This is a genomic window from Jiangella endophytica (assembly GCF_003427025.1).
GTDB classification, from domain to species: Bacteria; Actinomycetota; Actinomycetes; order Jiangellales; family Jiangellaceae; genus Jiangella; species Jiangella endophytica.
Genome location: NZ_QVAI01000007.1, coordinates 67,034 through 84,979 on the forward strand (window position 1 = coordinate 67,034; position 17,946 = coordinate 84,979).

At 74.2% G+C, this 17,946-nt stretch carries 10 protein-coding genes; 5 read left to right on the forward strand and 5 right to left on the reverse strand.

Going from position 1 to position 17,946, the window contains the following annotated elements:
* The first annotated feature begins 92 nt into the window (after positions 1 to 92).
* Both DZA62_RS16075 and DZA62_RS16080 read left to right on the forward strand, forming a co-directional pair.
* Positions 93 to 1,316 (forward strand): acetyl-CoA C-acetyltransferase, encoded by a 1,224-nt coding sequence (locus DZA62_RS16075; protein ID WP_116949928.1) that lies wholly within the window; start codon positions 93 to 95, stop codon positions 1,314 to 1,316.
* A gap of 108 nt (positions 1,317 to 1,424) precedes the next feature.
* A complete protein-coding gene (locus DZA62_RS16080) occupies positions 1,425 to 1,655 on the forward strand; it encodes a DUF4287 domain-containing protein (RefSeq protein ID WP_069115362.1) in 231 nt (76 codons plus the stop codon).
* Positions 1,656 to 1,803: 148 nt separating this feature from the next.
* Here DZA62_RS16080 and DZA62_RS16085 read toward each other — a convergent pair whose 3' ends face one another.
* Complete coding sequence (locus tag DZA62_RS16085; RefSeq protein WP_116949929.1) at positions 1,804 to 2,604, reverse strand: Bax inhibitor-1/YccA family protein; 801 nt, start codon at positions 2,602 to 2,604, stop codon at positions 1,804 to 1,806.
* A gap of 274 nt (positions 2,605 to 2,878) precedes the next feature.
* On the opposite strand from DZA62_RS16085, the gene DZA62_RS16090 reads away from it, so the two are divergent.
* The gene (locus DZA62_RS16090) at positions 2,879 to 4,567 is read left to right on the forward strand and encodes a DUF3352 domain-containing protein (protein WP_116949930.1); all 1,689 of its coding nucleotides are present in this window, start codon (positions 2,879 to 2,881) and stop codon (positions 4,565 to 4,567) included.
* A gap of 15 nt (positions 4,568 to 4,582) precedes the next feature.
* Here the strand turns inward: DZA62_RS16090 and DZA62_RS16095 are convergent, their stop codons facing one another.
* From DZA62_RS16095 to DZA62_RS16110, 4 genes are all read right to left on the reverse strand, one after another.
* On the reverse strand, positions 4,583 to 9,241 hold the full coding sequence (locus DZA62_RS16095) for a DUF5724 domain-containing protein (RefSeq protein WP_116949931.1): 4,659 nt from the start codon (positions 9,239 to 9,241) through the stop codon (positions 4,583 to 4,585).
* A 2-nt stretch (positions 9,242 to 9,243) separates the two neighbouring features.
* Positions 9,244 to 9,648, reverse strand: a complete 405-nt coding sequence (locus DZA62_RS16100) for a hypothetical protein (protein WP_116949932.1) — start codon at positions 9,646 to 9,648, stop codon at positions 9,244 to 9,246.
* Positions 9,649 to 9,827: 179 nt separating this feature from the next.
* Positions 9,828 to 13,568, reverse strand: a complete 3,741-nt coding sequence (locus DZA62_RS16105; protein WP_198663837.1) for a S8 family serine peptidase — start codon at positions 13,566 to 13,568, stop codon at positions 9,828 to 9,830.
* 387 nt (positions 13,569 to 13,955) lie between these two features.
* Positions 13,956 to 16,856 carry an ATP-binding protein gene (locus tag DZA62_RS16110; protein ID WP_198663838.1) on the reverse strand — a complete coding sequence of 967 codons (2,901 nt, stop codon included), beginning with the start codon at positions 16,854 to 16,856 and terminating at the stop codon, positions 13,956 to 13,958.
* 154 nt (positions 16,857 to 17,010) lie between these two features.
* On the opposite strand from DZA62_RS16110, the gene DZA62_RS16115 reads away from it, so the two are divergent.
* Positions 17,011 to 17,505: a MarR family winged helix-turn-helix transcriptional regulator gene (locus DZA62_RS16115; RefSeq protein WP_116949935.1), complete on the forward strand. Its 495-nt coding sequence runs from the start codon at positions 17,011 to 17,013 to the stop codon at positions 17,503 to 17,505.
* 126 nt (positions 17,506 to 17,631) lie between these two features.
* The gene (locus DZA62_RS16120) at positions 17,632 to 17,934 is read left to right on the forward strand and encodes a hypothetical protein (RefSeq protein WP_157987710.1); all 303 of its coding nucleotides are present in this window, start codon (positions 17,632 to 17,634) and stop codon (positions 17,932 to 17,934) included.
* Positions 17,935 to 17,946 lie beyond the last annotated feature (12 nt).

The window sequence follows — 17,946 nt, forward strand, 5'->3', positions numbered from 1 at the left end:
TCAGGGTGGGCACCCACCTGAGAGGCGGGCACCGACAGCCGGCGGGTATCCTCGGGTTACCAGCGAGTAACCCACGGTCGAAGGAGCCCGCCATGCCCGAGGCAGTCATCGTCGCCACCGCGCGGTCGCCGATCGGGCGGGCCTACAAGGGGTCGCTGATCGACGTGCGGCCCGACGATCTCGCCGTCGCGACGATCCGGGGCGCGCTCGACCAGATCCCGGCGCTGGATCCGGCCACCATCGACGATCTCTACGTGGGGTGTGCCGAGCCGCGCGACGAGCAGGGCGGCAACGTCGCCCGCCGCATCGCCGTCCAGCTCGGGCTCGACACACTGCCGGCGGCGACGATCAACCGGTTCTGCGCCTCGTCGGTGCAGACGGCGCGCATGGCCTTCCACGCCATCAGGGCCGGCGAGGGCGACGTGTTCGTGTCGGCCGGTGTCGAGTGCGTGTCGCGCTACGCCGGCTTCGGCGGCGCCGGCGTCGACCCCGTCGAGACGCAGAACCCGGTGTTCGCCGGCGCGCAGGCGCGCACGGCCCGGTACGCCGAGACCAACGAGACGTGGCACGACCCGCGCGCCGACGCCCTGCTGCCCGACATCTACATCCAGATGGGCCAGACCGCCGAGAACGTCGCGACCTACGCCGGCGTCACCCGCGCCGACCAGGACGAGTTCGCCGTCCTCTCGCAGTCGCGAGCCGAGCACGCGGTGAAGGACGGGTTCTTCGCGCGCGAGATCACCCCCGTCACGCGACCCGACGGCACGGTCGTCGACACCGACGACAGCCCGCGGCCGGGCACCACGCTGGAGAAGCTGGCCGCGCTCGCCCCGGTGTTCCGGCCGGACGGCACGGTGACGGCGGGCAACTGCACACCGCTCAACGACGGCGCCGCCGCCGTCGTCATCATGTCCGACACCCGCGCCCGGGAGCTGGGCCTGACGCCACTGGCCCGCATCGTCGCGACGGCCACGTCGGCGCTCTCGCCGGAGATCATGGGCCTCGGTCCGGTCGAGTCGTCCCAGCGGGCGCTGCGGCGGGCCGGCATGACCATCGACGACGTCGACCTGGTCGAGATCAACGAGGCGTTCGCCGCCCAGGTCATTCCGAGCGCCCGGCAGCTCGGCATCGACGTCGACAAGCTCAACGTCCACGGCGGCGCCATCGCGCTCGGCCACCCGTTCGGCTCCACCGGTGCGCGCATCATGACGACGCTGGTGAACGGACTGCGGACCCGCGATGCGTCGATCGGGCTGGAGACGATGTGCGTCGGCGGCGGCCAGGGGATGGCGATCATCCTCGAGCGCCTCGGCTGACCCCGCGAGGGCCGCCCGGGAGGGGATGGTCTTGGGGTAAGGGGTTGTGCCGTCCGGAGTCCTGCGGCACAGTCGATATACGGAGACCTCGACACCCCGGAGGCAGCCATGAGCCTGAATCACTCCGACGAGACCCATCGCAATCTTCTCGCCCGCGTCCCCGGCGTCACCGGGCGAGAGCTCCCGGAGTGGTTCGCGGCCCTGGAGGCCGGACCGTCCTTCCTGCGGTTCGACGACCGCGTGAGGTGGCTCCGCGACGAGCACGGCCTGGCGCACGGCCACGCGACGGCCATCGTGCACGAGGCCGACCTGCGCCGCGCCGCCCGCAACTTCGGCTGAGCGCCAGCACCCGCCCGGCCGGGCGGACGCCCACGGTGTCCGCCCGCGGCTGACCACGGCCCGGCGGCGACGCCCGGAGACGACGAACGGCCCGCCCCGTGAATCCACGGGACGGGCCGTTGGTGTGTCAGGTGCTGCCTACGAGCGCTCATTCACCCCGGAGGATGGCGAGCAGCCGCAGGATCTCGAGGTAGAGCCAGACCAGCGTGACGGTGAGACCGAACGCCGCCGTCCAGGCGAACTTGGCCGGCAGGCCCTGCTTGACGCCCTGCTCGATGAAGTCGAAGTCGAGGATCAGGCAGAACGCCGCCAGACCGACCGCGAACACGCCGATCAGCATGCCGAACACGCCGTCGCGGAAGCCGAACGCGCTGTCGGACGAGCCGAACCACATGAACAGCAGGTTGACCAGGCTGAAGATGCCGTAGCCGATCAGCGCGATCATGACGCCGCGGCGGAACTTCGGCGTCACCCGGACCTTGCCGCTGCGGTAGACGAACAGCGTGGCCGCGAACACGCCGAGCGTGCCGAGCACGGCCTGCGCGACGATGCCGTCGAGCGGACGTCCCGAGATGGCGTAGTTCTCGAAGTACTGGCTGATGCCACCGACGAAGATGCCCTCGAAGCCGGCGTAGAGCAGGATGAGGACCGGCGACGGGTTGCGCTTGAACGCGTTGACCAGACCGAGCACCAGGCCGACGATCAGGCCGACGAAGGTCAGGCTCGGGTTCGTCCAGCCGACGACGGCACCGGCGAGCAGCACCGCGAAGGTGATGCCGGTCTTCATGATGACGTCGTCGTACGTCATCCGCCCGGTCTGCACGGGCGTCGCCGACGGAGCGGCGTACATGTTCTGCAGTTCTTCAGCGCTCGGCGCGGCGGCGTCATAGGTCGCGTGCCGTCCGTTGAAGCCCTCAGCCCGGCTGAAGATCGGGTTGTTTCCCTGCATCGTTCTCCTCCAACGCCCCACGGCGGGGCGAATCAGATTCGTTCGACAAGTCTACTGATCACCTGCGGTGTGGACGACCCCTGGGCGCATTGCCGCAACGGTTCTCATCTTCGGCTGGGCGGGATCGGGACGACACGTCCGGCGCAGGCACCATATCTCCGCATCCGTGACATCTCACGTACACGTTGGCACAACCCATGAATCAGGACTTTCCGCTACCCTGGGCCGCGCGTCCGGCACGGTCCGGCGCCTACGGGGGAAAGCGGAGGTCAGCATGGTGTTTCCAGGGTCGCCCACAGGTCCGGACGATCAGCATCCCGGGCCGGTCCCGCCCCCTCCCCCGCCCGGCACGCCGGCCGGTGAGCCGGTCGCGTCCGCCCCCGATCCGGCCACCCGGCCGCTCGCCTACCCCGACGCCGCCGACGCCGAGCCGGCCATCGTGCCGCGCAGACGTCGCGGGCTGATCGCCGGCGGCATCGCCGCGGCCGTCCTGCTGGTCGTGCCCGGCGCGGTGTTCGCGTGGCAGGCCCTCGACGGCGGCGGCGCGCAGCCGCACGACGTGCTCCCCGCCGACGCCATCGGCTACGTCCGGCTCGACCTCGACCCGTCGGCCGGGCAGAAGATCGAGGCGTTCCGGTTCCTGCAGAGCTTCCCGCTGTTCACCGAGGCCACCGGCATCACCGACGAGGACGTCGACCTGCGCGAGCGGTTCGTCGACGAGCTGGCCGCGGCCACCGGCTGCGACATCGACTTCGGCACCGACGTCGAGCCGTGGGTCGGCGAGCGCATCGGCGCCGCCATGCTCCCGCCGGCGGGCGACGGCGACGAGCCGGGCTACGTCATCGCGCTGCAGGCCGGCGACGAGGACGCCGCCACCGAGGCGATCGACCGGATCCTCGGCTGCGGCGGCGCCGAGGCTGAGGCCGACGGCCTCGGCCGCGCCTACGTCGACGGCTACCTGCTGGTCACCGACACCCAGGAGAACGCCGACGCCTACGCGGACGCCGCGGCCGACTCCTCGCTGGCCGACAACCCCGAGTTCGTCGAGGCCATGGACCTGCTCGGCGAGCAGGGCATCGCGTCGGCGTGGCTGTCCGGCAGTGCCATGGTCGACGTGTTCGACAGCTCGGCCGGCTCCTTCGGCATCGGTGCCGGCGCGTCGTCCAGCGACCTGCCGTCGCTGGACGAGGCCCGCGAGGTCATCGACGAGACCTACCGGAGCGTGGCGCTGTCGGTCCGCTTCGACGACCGGTACGCCGAGCTGGCCACCATCGTCACCGGCAGCGCGTACCGCGCCCTCGACGGCGGCGGCGTCGACGCCTCGGTTCCCGACGACACCGCGCTCTTCCTCGGTGCGCACGACGCCGGCCAGTACCTGCGCGACAACTGGGACGCGTCGCTGGAGTCGATCCCCGAGGGTGCGGAGATGCTCGACGAGCTGGAGGCGCAGACCGGGCTCGTCCTGCCCGACGACCTCGCCACCCTGCTCGGCGAGGACCTCGTCGTCGCGGCCGACGCGAGCGACTTCGCCCCCGGCGAAGACGCCTTCTTCGGCCTGGAGTTCGGCGCCCGCGTGGTCACCGACCCCGACGCGTTCGCCGATCTGTGGGACCGCGTCCAGGGTCTGGCCGACGACGCCGGAGCCTCGCTGGACGACCTGCCGCTGCAGACCACCGACGACGGCTTCGTGCTGGCCACTTCGGAGGACTACGCGGCCGAGCTGCTCGACGGCGGCGGCCTGGCCGACACCGACGCCTACCGCACGGCGGTGGCCGACGCCGACGAGGCCGACTCCGTGTTCTTCGTCAACGTCGGCACCGTCTCGGATCAGCTCCTGGCGACGATCGGCGACTCGCTCACGGACGCCGAGCGGCAGTCGATCGAGGCGCTGCAGGCCATCGGCATGGCCGCGCACCTCGACGACGGCCACCTGGAGTTCAGCCTGCGCGTCACCACCGGCTGACGACCGCGGCCCGGCTCAGAGCAGCTGCTCCAGGATCGACGGGTCCTGGATCCGCTCGTCGCGGGCCAGCAGGACGACCTTCGAGATCACCTCGGCGGTGCGCGGGTCGTCGTCGGCGAACGGCAGGAAGATCCGGCCGCGGTGCTGTGCGCCGACCGGGATGATGCACACGGCGTTGCCGGGTGTCCGGTGCACCTGACCCGACCCGAGATGGACGGAGTAGCTGCCCAGCGCGCCCCGGATCCGGGCGTGGCGGCCGATGAGATCGACGTTGTCCAGCCCGAGCAGGGCTGCGGTCTCTTCGACCAGGCGGGCACGCATCTGCACCGAGGACTCCGTCGACTCGGGGTCGGCGCCGCCGGCGTGCGCGACCGAGACCACGAGGTCGAGGTCGCGCATGGTCTCGCTGAACACCCGATGCGGCACGTCGTCCGGTGACACCGGCTCCCACCGTCCCGGCCGGACGAACGTGACGTCCTCGATGGTCGTGTCCTCGACCTCGGCCGCCGTCCCGAACCCGTCGAGGACGGAGCACCAGGCGGTGAGCTTCTCGGCGTGGAACGTGCGCGAGAAGCCGGTCCCGAAGTCGGCCACCCAGCCGCGGCTGGTGAACAGGCCGGCAGCCCGCCGTGCCTGGACCTGGTGGCCGGCGTAGCGGCGGGAGAACGGGCCGTCGGCGTACTCGTGCGCCGTCGGCAGGTACAGCTCGCGGAACAGCTGCCGGAACGGCTGTTGGCGCCGCCCGGTGAAGGCGGCGTGCTGCAGCTCCGCCCACTCGCCGGACTCGAGCAGGTCGACCGGGTGCGCCACTCGGAGCCGGGACCCGTCGGCCGGTCGCGGCTCGCCGTCCGAGCCGACCAGCGTCCATGCGTCCGGCCCGGCGAAGCCCAGGACTCCCTCCTCGGTCACCAGGACGAGGTCGCGCAGCAGCGTTGCGAGCACCGGGTGCCGGAGCAGGTCGTCCAGCTCCGCCGGCTCGAACGCCTCGCCGTCGGCGCAGGCCTGCTCCAGCGATCGGCGCATCCGGCCGATCCGCTTGCGCCGGGCGGCAGGCCGCTCGTCGTCGGCGACGTGGTCGCCGGCCTCCATGGCCCACGTCAGCCGTTGCGGATCGCGGTACCCGGCCGACCGGGCGAGGTTCTCCAGTGCGACGGTGACCGCGGTCGTCTCCGACGCACGGCGCTGCGAGCCGGACGTCCGGTCCGACCCGACGAATCCCCGCAGGAGCCCGTAGCGCGACACCACCGCGGGGTCGTCCGGGCCGGAGAGTGGCAGCAGGCCGAGCGCCCGGACCGAGTCCTGGTGCCGCTTGCCCTCGATGCGCTCGAGCAGCTCGGACTCGGCGAGGTGGCCGAGCAGCGCCCGGGCGAACAGCTCCGCGCGTTTGTGCCCGCCGGAGGACGACGCGTACTTCGCCGCCTTCAGCACGAGGGTGAAGCGCTCCTCGCCGAGCTCGCCGAGCGTCTCACGGAACCAGCCGACGTCGGCTGAACCGCGGACCAGGTCCACGGAGTCGAGCGGCGTGCGCTGGCTGACGGCCGAGGCCCACTCGTCCCTGATCTGCCGATCGACGGACCAGGAGTCGTCCTTCGTGTGCGCGTGCACCCACCAGACCGCCGACTCGAAGCCCGGCCAGTCGAGGTACTGCTCGATCAGCCCGGCCCACTGCGGTGCGTACACCCCGTACTCGACGACCCGCTTCGGTGCGATGCCTGCGACGTCCAACGCCGCGCGAAGGTCGCTGACGGTGTCGTCCTCGCCTGGCAGGTGGATCCGCGCGAGGTGCGACAGCACGCTCTCGCGGCTGTCGGTCCAGACGTAGCCGCGGGTCAGCGGGCGCTTCCCGAGCGCCGCGAGGACGCCCGCCAGGCTTGCGGCGCCCGTGGCGGAACGCAACCGCTGCGCCACATGTGACAGTGGGCCGGCCAGGTCGCCGCGACGCAGCTCACCGGCGATGGCGGCCGCCCGCACCTCCTCGACGACGTCGCGCACGACCGGCGCGGCCGCCCGCTCGGGCGGCCGCCTGGCGCTCAGCTCGGCGACGGCGTCGCGGCGCACGTAGTGACCTCCCAGCCGCCAGGCGCCGGTCTCGTCACCGTCCACGAGCGCGTCGAGCAGGTCGGCGCGGGTCGCCGCGCCGGCGGTGACGGCGCGCGCGAGCAACGCCGGGGCCGGTCGCCAGCGCGTGGGCTGGTCGAGGACGCTCTCCGGCGCGTCGGCCCGCCCGGCGAAGGTCCGCGGCGGGCGCACCATGACTCGCGGGCCGTCGAACACGTCGATCGTCCCCTCCGGCTCGTCGACGAACCGGGCCAGCCGCCAGAGCCGGCCCGCCTGCTCGTCAGTGAGCGTCCGCAACGGCACCGCCCCCAGCGCCTCGTGGAGCCCGGACCGAGCGTCGCGCTCGCGGACGTGGCCCCACTGGTCGACGGTGAGGCGACGGCCACGCCGGGCCACCACCTCGGGCGGGCCCACGAGCTCGCCGGTGGGCAGGTCGTGGCACAGCTCGGCGAGTGCGTCGAGGAGCGGATCGGTCCAGGACGGCCGGAACATCGACCGGCCGAGGTCGTGGACCAGCTGCCAGAGCAGTGCGTCGTCACGGTGGCGTGCCGGCAGCCGCCCTGCGATGCGGGCCTGGGCGGGGCCGGCCCAGCGCACGTCGCCGGATGTCGTCCCGAGCTGAACCAGGAGCAGTTCGACGCCGCCGTCGGTCAGCGCGGGCCCGACCCGCTCCCACCACGGACCCACGATCTCCGGCAGTGGCGGCGCCCCGCTCGGGGTGGCGGACCCCAGCCACCGCACGTTCCGCAGCAGCTGCACCCCCTGGAGCGTGCGCACCTCGGTGTCGGCATGTTCGCCGAGCCAGGCGCGCAGCGACGTCACCAGCTGCCGGCAGCCGGAGTGGAAGCGGTCGAAGTGGCCGCTCGGCAGCCGATCCGGGCGCACAGCCGGCGTCCGGTCGGCCGGCCGGTACCGCAGCGCCACCGGGATCGCGTCGCCGGCCTCCGCCACCGGCGCTGGGACCGACGCCGCCGGCACCGCGACGCCGGCGGACGCCGCCAGCTCCGCGGCGGCCCGGCGCTGCTCGGCGGTACCGGCGCCCAGCCGCTCGACCGAGGCGAGCAGGCCGGACCGCGGCTGGTGCCGCAGCAGGGTGAGGGCTATGGTGCGCAGGTCGGCGGCCTTGCGGCGCAGCGCGTCCTCGAGTGCGCGCGCCTCGGTCTCGGACCGCAGCGGCAGGTCGCGCAGCGCCTCGAACGCCCGCGCCCGGACGCTCGACGAGGCGTCGGTGAGGAACGCGAACAGCGCCGCCCGGTTGGCGGAGCGGTCGCCCGCCAACAGGTCGGCGGCCCGCCGGCGGCCGTTGGCCGAGGCGGCCCGGAAGGCCTCCGGCGGTGCTGCGGTCAGGAGGTTCGCCAACAGGACGTCGGCGGCGCGCGCCGAGCCGATCTCGACCGGCCGCGAGCCGATCCGCCCGGTCTCGACCTTGTGCGCCCTGCCGAGCGTGCGCACCCGTTCGAGCAGAGCGGCGGCCGCGGCGCGGCCGAGGGCGGCGACCGGCTCGCCCTCCAGCACGTTCGTGGGCCAGGCGGAGACCGCGGTCGCGTACACGGCGGCGTCCGGCTCGGTGAGGAGCGGAACCAGCGCGGCCCGGGATTCCGGCAGCCCGAGCTCGGCGAGGACCCGGGCGGCCGCCTGGCGCACCGCCGGCTCCGGGTCGGCGAGGTACGGGCCGGCCTGGGCGACGGCGGTGTGCGCGTCGGTGCGGGCCGCCGCCCAGAGCGTCAGGAACACCTGGTCGGGGGTCTGCGGTGGCGCCGGCGCGCCGCCGAGCCGGCTGGACAGCTCGGTCAGCATCGGGCCGGCCCGACCGCCCGTCCGCACGTCGAGCGCTTCGCCGAACCACACGCCGACGGCGCGGACGGTGCCGGCGAACCGGAGGAGGTTCTCGTCGACGACGGCGTCGAGGATGCGCCGGTACGCCTCCGGGTGGGCGAGGTCGGCGGCCTCGAGGACGGCGGACCGGGCGCCCTCCTGCCGGCCGGCGCCCCGCAGCAGCGCGGTGGCGGTCTCCCAATCGGCCGGGCGGTCCGACCCGAGCAGGCCCTGGATGCCCTCGGTGGTCACGCCGCCGACGGGGTTCCGGCCGAAGGCGCAGGCCGCCAGGACGTCGGCGACCTCGGTGCGCCCTCGGGCGATCTCCGCCGCGAACAGTCCACCGAGATGGGAGGTGAGCGTCGGCACCCGCTGGCGCAGATGGATCGACCAGGCCGCGAACCAGGTGACGTCCTGCGGCCATTCGTGGCCGAGCCGGAGCAGCGAGCCGAGGTGGTCCATCCGGGCCGGCCGGGTGTCGGCGGGCCGGCTGCTCCGGAACCCGCGGCGCAGCCAGTGCCGCTGGTACGGCATCCGCCGCGCCCGGACCCACCAGTGCGCCAGCGGCGTCGCCAGCGTCGGCGCGATGGGCGCGAACGTCCGGGCCAGGTCGGGCTCGGCCAGATCGTCCAGCCGCGCGGCGAGGGACAGCGGGTCGTGACTGCGGCGGTCGTCGAGCCAGGTCACGAGGTCACGCGACACCTCACCGGCGAAGGCGCGGCGGACCAGCTGCCGCGGCCCACGTCGCCCGCCGTGGAAGCGCTCGAGCTGCTCCTGCGCCGCCTCCCGCGAGAGCGCCACGCTCAGCCGCCCGCGAGCGCGACGAGGCGGACCAGGAGCAGCCGCGACTCCGGCGCCGGGGAGACGGGCGCGTCGAGGTCGTCGAGTGGGACGCCGTCGAGGAAGACGAAGTAGAGGCCGTCGGCGAACGCCGTCAGCGCGCGCTCGACCGCTTCGGCCAGCGGCGGCGCCGCCGGCACCGTCCGGCCGCCGCTCGCGACCCGGCCCGCTGTCAGCCCGCGGGCGAGGTCGGCCGGCGTCAGCACCCGCAGGACGCGGTCGTCCGCGCGACGGCGCGTGTAGCCGTCGACCTCGACGCGGACCAGCTCGGCGAGCAGCATGCCCAGGGTCATGGCGCCCGACGGCAGCGTCAGCTGCCGCTCGACGAGCTCCGTGGGCCGGCCCACCACCTTCGTCTCGACGATCACGTGTCCCCCCTCGATCCGGACATTGCAGCGCATCACACCACAGAGCCCGGACACCAACCGCGGATCAGGTCGTCGAGGCCGCGGGGGAACCGGCCTGACGCGTTGCCTGTGCCCGGCAATGGGGGCCTGGGAGGGACTACGTGGCACACCCCATTGCCGGGCACGACCAGAGGACGCGGCTACGACACCGCGCCGACCCGCCAGGCGCGGTCGATCTCCTGCTCGACGGTGTTCCCGCCGGCGTCGGTGACCGTCACCCGCAGCGACACGAACCCGTCACCGGCGGCCGGGACGCTCGCCACCAGCACCCCGTCACCCGACGGCGTCACCGGCGCCGGCTGCCAGGTGGCGCCGTCGTCGACGGACACCTCGGCGGTGGCGGTGAACCCGCCCGGACCCTCGGTGCCCGCCGGGTAGGACGCACGCAGCTCCAGCGGGTACGACGCGTCGGCCGGGACCTCGTTGTACAGCCCCGTCTCCAGCCCGTAGGTCAGCTGGATCAGCGGGAGCACCTCGCGGTCGGCCGACGGCCGGTCGGACCGGAAACCCCACGTCGTCGCGGTGTGCGTCCACAGGTCGGAGAAGTTGCCCCGCCCGGCGGTCGTCTCCAGCGACAGCTCGAAGTCCGCCGCCGCTCCCGGCACGGTGAACTGCGCCTCCGGCCACGACGCCCGGCCGACCTCGGCGCCGTCGCGGCTCAGCACCAGCTCCGTCGAGTCGCCCAGCTGCTGCTGGTTGAAGCCGTACGTCGACGGCCCGTAGAGGTACTGCGGCAGCGACACCCGGATCGCGTCGCGGAAGCGGGCCGCCGGCAGGCCGTACTCCTCCGACCCGGTCAGAGCCGGTGTGCCCGGCGCGACCAGCGGGCCCCACCACACCTGCTCGGCGCTGCTGCCCGCGGCGTACGGCTCGACGCCCGACCACGTCCAGTACATGTTGGCGAACTCCTGGTGCGGCTGGGCGAACCGCTGCCACTCGACGCCGTCGGTGCTGAGGTACTCGGTGCGGTGCACCGGCCCGTTGCGGGAGATCAACATGCTCGACCCCAGGCTGGACGCCCCGGTGTAGGGGATCCACGCCTCGCGCCGGCCCATCCGCTCCGACGCCTGCCGGTAGTCGGACTCGACGACGGCGAGCTCGTCAGGGTCGGCGGTGTACGTGACACCGCCGGGCAGGCCGTCCTCGGTGAACGCGAGGTTGTAGGTGTACTCGGCGTCGCGGCGGCTGGTGAGTTCCAGCTCCAGCTCCGGGTCGGCCGCCAGCGCCGCGCGCAGCCCTTCGCCGAACGCCCGGTCGACGGTGTACGAGGGCAGCGTGGCGCCCCAGAAGAACTCCGACCACTCCTCGTCGACGTCGTTGGCCAGGACCAGCAGGGCGGCGCCGGCCTCCGTCGCCAACCGCAGCTGCTCCTCCGGAATCGCCCAGTCGCCGTACCGGCTCACCAGCACCGCCTTGCCGGCGACGTCGGCGGCGGCGAACTCCGCGGCGGTGCCGGTGCCGACGTCGACCAGCGGCAGCGCGTCCGCCCCCTTGTACACCTTCGGCGGCGTGGCCAGGCGCGGCGACGGCAGCAGCCGCTCACCGGCGGCGCTCAGCTCGAGCAGCGGCTGGTTCAGCTGCCACGTGGTGGAGAACTCGAACGTGCCGGTCTTCGCGCGGCGGCTGGGCAGCGTGTAGAGGTCGGCGCCGTCGTAGCCCTGCGCGACGATCATCCGCATCGACTGGTCGCCGACCGTGCGCTCCCACACGGCGTCGAACCCGATCTCGTCGGTCTCACGCGGCGTCGTCACCTCGACCCGTTCGGCGTCGCGCGCGTCGTAGGCCAGCGTCACGTCGTCACGCACCCGCAGGTCCGGCTCGGCGGCCAGCGCGAAGCTCGCGGTGGTGTCGCGGCCCTCGGTCTCGATCGTGGTGACGACCGTATAGGTGCCCTCGGGGACCTCGGCGGTCGCGACGCCGCCGCGGGCGAACGCCCGGCTCCACTCACCGGTCTCGGTGTTCCAGAAGTCGACCGGGCCGCTGGCGGGCCGCCCGTCACGGCCGACGGTGTTGACGGTGACGGTGTGCACCGGGCGCTCGACGGTGAACGTCGCCACGCTGTGGATGGCGCCGTCGCGGTCGCGCGGGTCCTGCGCCGTGATGCGGCCGCTGTAGCTGCCGCCGGTGCTCGCCTCGGCCGACACCTCGACCGTGGTGCTGGCGCTGCCGCCCGCCGGGATGGACAGGACGGGGTTGCGCACCCGCAGCACCGGCCGGCCGCGCTCGGAGCCCGGCCGGGCGACGTCGGCGCTGATCCGCAGCGTGACGCGGCGATCGGTCGGGTTGTGGTAGGTCAGCGTGCGGCTGACGACGGGCGCGTCCTCGGCCAGCTGCCCGAAGTCGACCACGCCCTGGTCGACCGAGACCGACTCGTCGACGGCGGCGGCGACGTCGACCCGACCGGCGCCCTGGAACGACACCGGCTCGTCCAGCGGCGTGCTCGACGTGATGAGCCGCTGCTTGAGCTGCTCGTCGGTCCAGTCCGGGTGCTGCTGGGCCAGGATCGCGGCCGCACCGGCGACGTGCGGCGTCGCCATCGAGGTGCCGTTGAGCGAGGTGTAGTGCTCGTCGAGCAGGTTGCCCAGCGACGTGCCGGCCGCGCGCGCCGCGACGATGCCGACGCCGGGCGCGACCACCTCGGGCTTCACCGCGCCGTCGCCGAGCCGCGGGCCACGCGACGAGAACGCCGCCGCGCGGTCCTGCTTGTCGACGGCGCCGACGGTGAGCGCCGACGTCGCGGCGCCCGGGGAGCCGACGCTGGTCTCGCGCGGGCCCGTGTTGCCGGCGGCGACGACGAACAGCGTGTCCGACTCGGCACTGAGGCGATCGACCGCCTGGCTCATCGGGTCGGTGCCGTCGCTGGCCCAGTCGGTGCCCAGGCTCATGCTGACGACATCCGCGCCCTGCGCGACCGCCCACTCCATGCCGGCGATGATCCAGTCCTCGTAGCCGGAGCCGTCGTCGCCCAGCACCTTGCCGATCAGCAGGTCGGCGCCCGGCGCGACGCCGCGGTGCGTGCCGCCGGACGCGGCGCCGCTGCCGGCGACCGTCGCCGCGACGTGTGTGCCGTGGCCCTGGCGGTCGATCGCGGCCAAGCCCTCGGGATCGGCGTCCTCGGTGAAGTTGCGCGCGTCGCTCACCTGACCGGCGAGGTCGGGGTGGGTGGGGTCCCAGCCGGTGTCGAGGACGGCGACCGTGCTGCCGGTGCCGTCGAGACCCTGCTCCCACGCCTCCGGCGCACCGATCTGCGGCACCGACTCGGCCAGTGTCGCCTCGACGCGGCCGTTGAGCCAGACCCGCCCGATCGTGCCGTCGCGCACGTCGTCCCAGACGGAGCTCAGCTCCTCCTTCGCGGCTGAGACGGACAGCGCGCCGATGCTCGGCAACGCCCGTTCGGCCCGGGTGCCCGAGGGAGCCTCGGGCACGCTGCGGATCCCGGGACCGTCGGGCGCGGACACCAGCAACGGCAGGTCGGCGCGGGCGAGGTCGTGGTAGCCGGACTCGGCGAGGTACGTGAGGTCGAACAGCCGCTCGTCCAGCACGCCTGACTGCACGAACGGGACCGCATCGTCCGGCAGCGCCAGCACATGCCCGTCGCGCTCGACGAACGCCGGCGGCCGGCCGCTCGGTGTCGTCTCGGACCACGCCGCCTGCCGGCCGTCCGGCGCGACGTGCAGGATCACGACGTCGCCGGTGAGCAGCGTCAGCTGGTACGAGTGCCCGGTCGCGGCCGAGCCGGTGGCCGGGACCGTCGCGGCCGGACCACCCGCGGGGCCGGCTGCGGGCGCCGTCGCACCGGCGCCGATCACCAGCGCGGTGACCGCGGCCGGGACCAGCAGCCGGGCGCGGGCGCGCCGCCAGGACAGGATCGTGCGGGGCATGGGACCTCGTCTCCTCGGGCCGCGGCCCCACCGCCCGACGGGGGTTGGCGGGCGGCGGGGGATCCGCGGCGGGGGATCGCCGTCTGCCCACCGTCCCGTACCGCGCCGTCCGTTGCGATTGGGCGAATCACCCATTTATGTCCGCCGCACCCCTCCCCCACCCCAAGTTGATCTTGGAGTTGTTCGCCCATCTATCGGACATTTCGGACCGCAAAGCCGAACAACTCCAAGATCAACTTGGCTGGGGGTGAGCGGGGGTCAGAGGGGTTCCCAGTGCTCGTCGTCGGCGGGTTCGGGCTCGGCGTCGTCCGGGTCGGGGTCGGGCGGGTCGGTCGCGTGCATGAGGCCACGGTCGGGCAGCGGGCCGCCGGTTCGCGAGTGGGCAGATCACCCAATCTTCTCGGTGCCGGCCGCGTCGGGCTCCGCGGAGACGGCCACCGCGAGCGCCGTCCGCGACGCCACGCCGAGCTTGCGCATCGCGGCGCTGAGGTGCCGGTCGACGGTGCGCGGAGAGAGGAACAGCGCCTCGGCGACCTGCCGGTTGGTCAGGCCTTGCGCGACGAGCCCGGCGACCTCCAGTTCGCGCGGCGACAGCTGGTCGCCATAGCCGCGCCGGCCGCCGCGCCAGGCCCGGGCGACGTCGACGCCGTGCGCACGCAGCACCTGGGCGACGCGGTCCGCGTCCCAGCGGGCACCGAGGTCGCGCAGCCGCCGCTGCACCGTGCCGAGCAGCTCCAGCGCGGCGGCGTCCGGCAGCAGCGCCAGCGCCTGCCGCTCCAGCGCGAGCAACTCCTGGTAAGGACGGGGCAGCTCGGCCCATGCCGCGGCGGCCGCGCCGAACAGCTGCGCGGCCGCGGCACCGGACCCGGCCACGATCCCCCGGCAGACCAGCAGCGCCGCCTGCGGCGCCGGCGCCGCGCGGTCACCGAGACCCGCCGCGAACAGCTCGGTCAACCGCGCCGCCTCGTCGCCTCTGCCGGCCCGCACCAGCGCGTCGGCGTGCACCGGCGCCAGCTCGGTGGCCCACAGCCAGATCCCCTTGCGCACCACCATCGCCATGGCGGGCTCGGTGACCCGCAGCGCGTTGGCGACGGCGTCGTCGGCGAGCGACAGCCGCCCGAGCGCGCCCGCCGGGCCCGTCTGCACGTCGACCAGCCCGCGCCGCACCGCCTCGGCGACGACCACCCGGAACTGGTCGGCGGCGTCGTCGCGGCGGCCGCCGGCGAGATCCAGCAGACCGAGGATCATCCGGGCCTCGAGCAGCGCCTCCGGCAGCGTGTCGGCGGACCCGGCAAGCTCCGTGACCCGCGCCGCCAGCCCGTCCCACGCGCCGCCGTGCCAGTCCAGGTTGGCCCGGGTGATCAGCGCCGAGTTCACCAGCCGCTGATACCCGGTCGCGGCGAGCAGGTCGACGGCGCCGTCCAGCTGCCGCCCGGCGACCGCGTCGCGACCCCAGCCGATCGCGGTGTGCCCGACGTTCATGCGGCACCGGCCCAGCTGGCGACGCTCGAACAGGCTGTCCGCGGCGGCCGCGTCGACCTCCTCGGCGGCGGCCCAGCCGGCTTCGTCGCCCATCATCAGCAGAGCGCTGGCGCGGTCGACCGCGAGCCACGTCTGTTCCTCGGCCGGGACCTGCGGGAACAGCGCCGTCGCGCGGTCGAGCCAGTCGCGGTGCCGGGTGACCGGCCAGACCTGCCCGCGCGGGTGCGACAGCGAGATCATCGCCCGCACCGCCAGTTCCGGGCGGGCCGCCAGCTCCCCCACGGCCGTCTCGACCTGCTCGATGCCATGGTCGAAGTCGCCCAGCTGCAGCCACAGCCGGCCCAGCAGCAGCCGGATCTCGCCGCGCCGACCGGCCGGCAGCTCCGGGCGGTCCAGGGCGGCGGCCAGCGTCGCGGCGACCACCAGCGCCAGCTCGCCGAGCGCAGCGACGCCCCAGGTGGCGGCCTGGCCGAGCTTGTGCGCCAGCCGCGCCTCCCGGTCCGGCGGGTGGGCCGCGGCGGTGAGCAGGTCGTTGAGCAGGACGACGGCGGCGCGGTCCTCGCCGGACCCCAGCGCGAGGTCGGCGGCGGCCTCGGCGTGCCGGCTCCACGCGGCGACGTCGCCGGCCTCGCGGAAGTGCCGGCTCAGCCGCAGCACCGGCGGCGTCGGCAGCTCCTGCAGCGCGGCGGCGGCCTGGCCGTGCAGCAGCCGCCGCTCCGACACCGGCAGCGCCTCCTCCACCGCCCGCGACGCCAGCACGTGGCGGCAGACGAACCGGCCCGGCGCCGCCTCGCGCAGCAACCCCGACGTCAGCGCCGCGGCCAGCCCGGGCCGGGCGTCGTCGTCGCTCAGCCCGGCGACCCGCGCGAGCAGGACCCCGCCGGCCGGCTCGGCGAGGACGGCTGCGGCCTCGAGGACGCGGCGGGCCGGCGGCGGCAGCCGGTCGACCCGTTCGAGCACGGAGTCGCGCACCGTCGGCGGCACCTGCAGGTCGTCGACGGCGCGGCGGGACCATTCGCCGCCGCGCCGGACGATGTCGCCGCGCTCGCGCAGCAGCGACAGACTCTCCTCCAGCGCGAGCGGCACGCCCTCGGTGCGGCGGTGCAGGAACGAGACGAACTCCGCCGAGACGTCGTCTGTGGCGAACATCGACGCGACGAGCGCGGTGGTCTCGCCGACCGTCAGCGGCTCCAGCGCCAGCTCCACGCGGCGCAACCCGGCCGGCGGCCGCGCCGTCAGCCGCAGCAGCGGCGACGCGGCCGGCACATCGGTGCCGCGGTAGGTGACGACCAGGGTGAGGTCGTGTGCCGTGGCCCCCACCAGCAGCGGCAGGAACTCCAGCGTCGCGGCGTCGGCCCAGTGCGCGTCCTCCAGCACCAGCACCTCGACGCCGGACCGCTCGACCAGTTCGGCCAGCGCGCGGAACAGCCGGTGGCGCGTCGAGCTGGGATCCTCCAGCGGCTCCAGCGCGGCCGGGAGGTGCTCGGCCCACTCCGGGAACAGCGGCCGCAGCGCACCGGCCAGCGGGCTCAGCGCCACCCCGTCGACCGGCAGTCGATGCAGCGCGTCGACCAGCGGCCCCAGCGGGAACGGCTCGGCCAGCGGCGGGCAGGCCGCCACCAGTGTCGTCGCGGGATCGAGGGAGCCCAGCGCCTCCTGCACCAGCCGGGTCTTGCCGATGCCCGCCTCACCCTCGACCAGGACGAACGACGGCCCGCCGGCGCCGGACAGCGCGGCGGCGACGGCGGAGAGCTCGCTCTCGCGGCCGACGAAGGAGGAACCGGGTGACGTGTGCTGCCGGTCCACCCGCACCTCCCGTCGCGCCGCAGCATCGTGGTCTGCCGGCCGGTCCGCCCGCCGGGTCGGCGTCCAGCCAGCCTAGAGCAGTTGCGGTCCGGGCCGATGCCGGGCGGCGACACCCAGGAGTAGGTTCGGATCACGAGGACACGGGGGAGGTGCGGTGGACGACCACGCCCACACCAGCGGCGCGCTGGGCCGCAGCGTCGGCGCCGACGAGCCGGCCGGCCCGCAAGCAAGGGAGTTCGCCGACGCGCTCATGGCGTTCCTGTCGGCGTCGCGGCGTACCCGGGGGCGGCTGCAGCCGTTGTTCGACGACATCACCGTGCCGCAACTGGTGCTGCTCGACGCCATCGAGGAGTGCGGCCACGACGGTGTGAGCGCTGTCGCGGAGCTGACCGGCCTCAGCCAGCCGACGGTCACCCGCAGCGCCGGCGCCCTGGTCCGCGACGGCCTCGTCCGTGACGGGCAGGTCGGCGGCGACGGCCGGCGGCGGGTGCTGGAACTGACCGAGCGGGGCAGCACCCTGCTCACCGCCAAACGCGCCGTCGTCGCCGGTCATCTGGCCGGCGCCTGGGACAACCTCGCCCCCGCCGAGCAGGCACTGGTGGTGCCGTTGCTGCGCCACCTCACCGAACTGGTCGACAAGCTGTTCTGACGAGAGCCTGGCGCGCCACCCTGTTCCTGCTATATAAATCGGCGTAACCTTGAAAGTGACGAGCTGTTGGGTCTGGGTAAGACCAGCAGTGAGTACCGCAGCCGCAATGACGCGGAGGTGAGCAACGTGAGCTACGGTTCGGCACACCTCATGCATGCGATGCTCGACGGCTTGCGCTATGTCCTGTGGGTCGTCGTCAGCGGGTTCGCCGTGGTCGGCGCCGCGTTCTACGGCGGGTCCGGAGTGGCCGCCGTCTGGCAGAAGGCGGGTCCACCGGCACGCCGTCGCAGCGACGAGATCGCCCGCGAGGCCGCCGAGGGCATCGCCGAGATCGAGGCCTTCCTGGCAGCGCAGCAGCCCAGCGAGCCGCCGGAACCACCGCCGGCGCCACGACCGAAGCGCCCGCCCACGTCCGGCGAGGCGGTCTGATGCGACGATGCG

Coding starts and splice junctions, on each gene's coding strand:
- DZA62_RS16075 (WP_116949928.1), top strand. CDS start 93: ATGCCCGAGGCAGTCATCGTCGCCACCGCGCGGTCGCCGATCGGGCGG.
- DZA62_RS16090 (WP_116949930.1), top strand. CDS start 2,879: ATGGTGTTTCCAGGGTCGCCCACAGGTCCGGACGATCAGCATCCCGGG.
- DZA62_RS16085 (WP_116949929.1), bottom strand. CDS start 2,604: ATGCAGGGAAACAACCCGATCTTCAGCCGGGCTGAGGGCTTCAACGGA.
- DZA62_RS16080 (WP_069115362.1), top strand. CDS start 1,425: ATGAGCCTGAATCACTCCGACGAGACCCATCGCAATCTTCTCGCCCGC.
- DZA62_RS16105 (WP_198663837.1), bottom strand. CDS start 13,568: ATGCCCCGCACGATCCTGTCCTGGCGGCGCGCCCGCGCCCGGCTGCTG.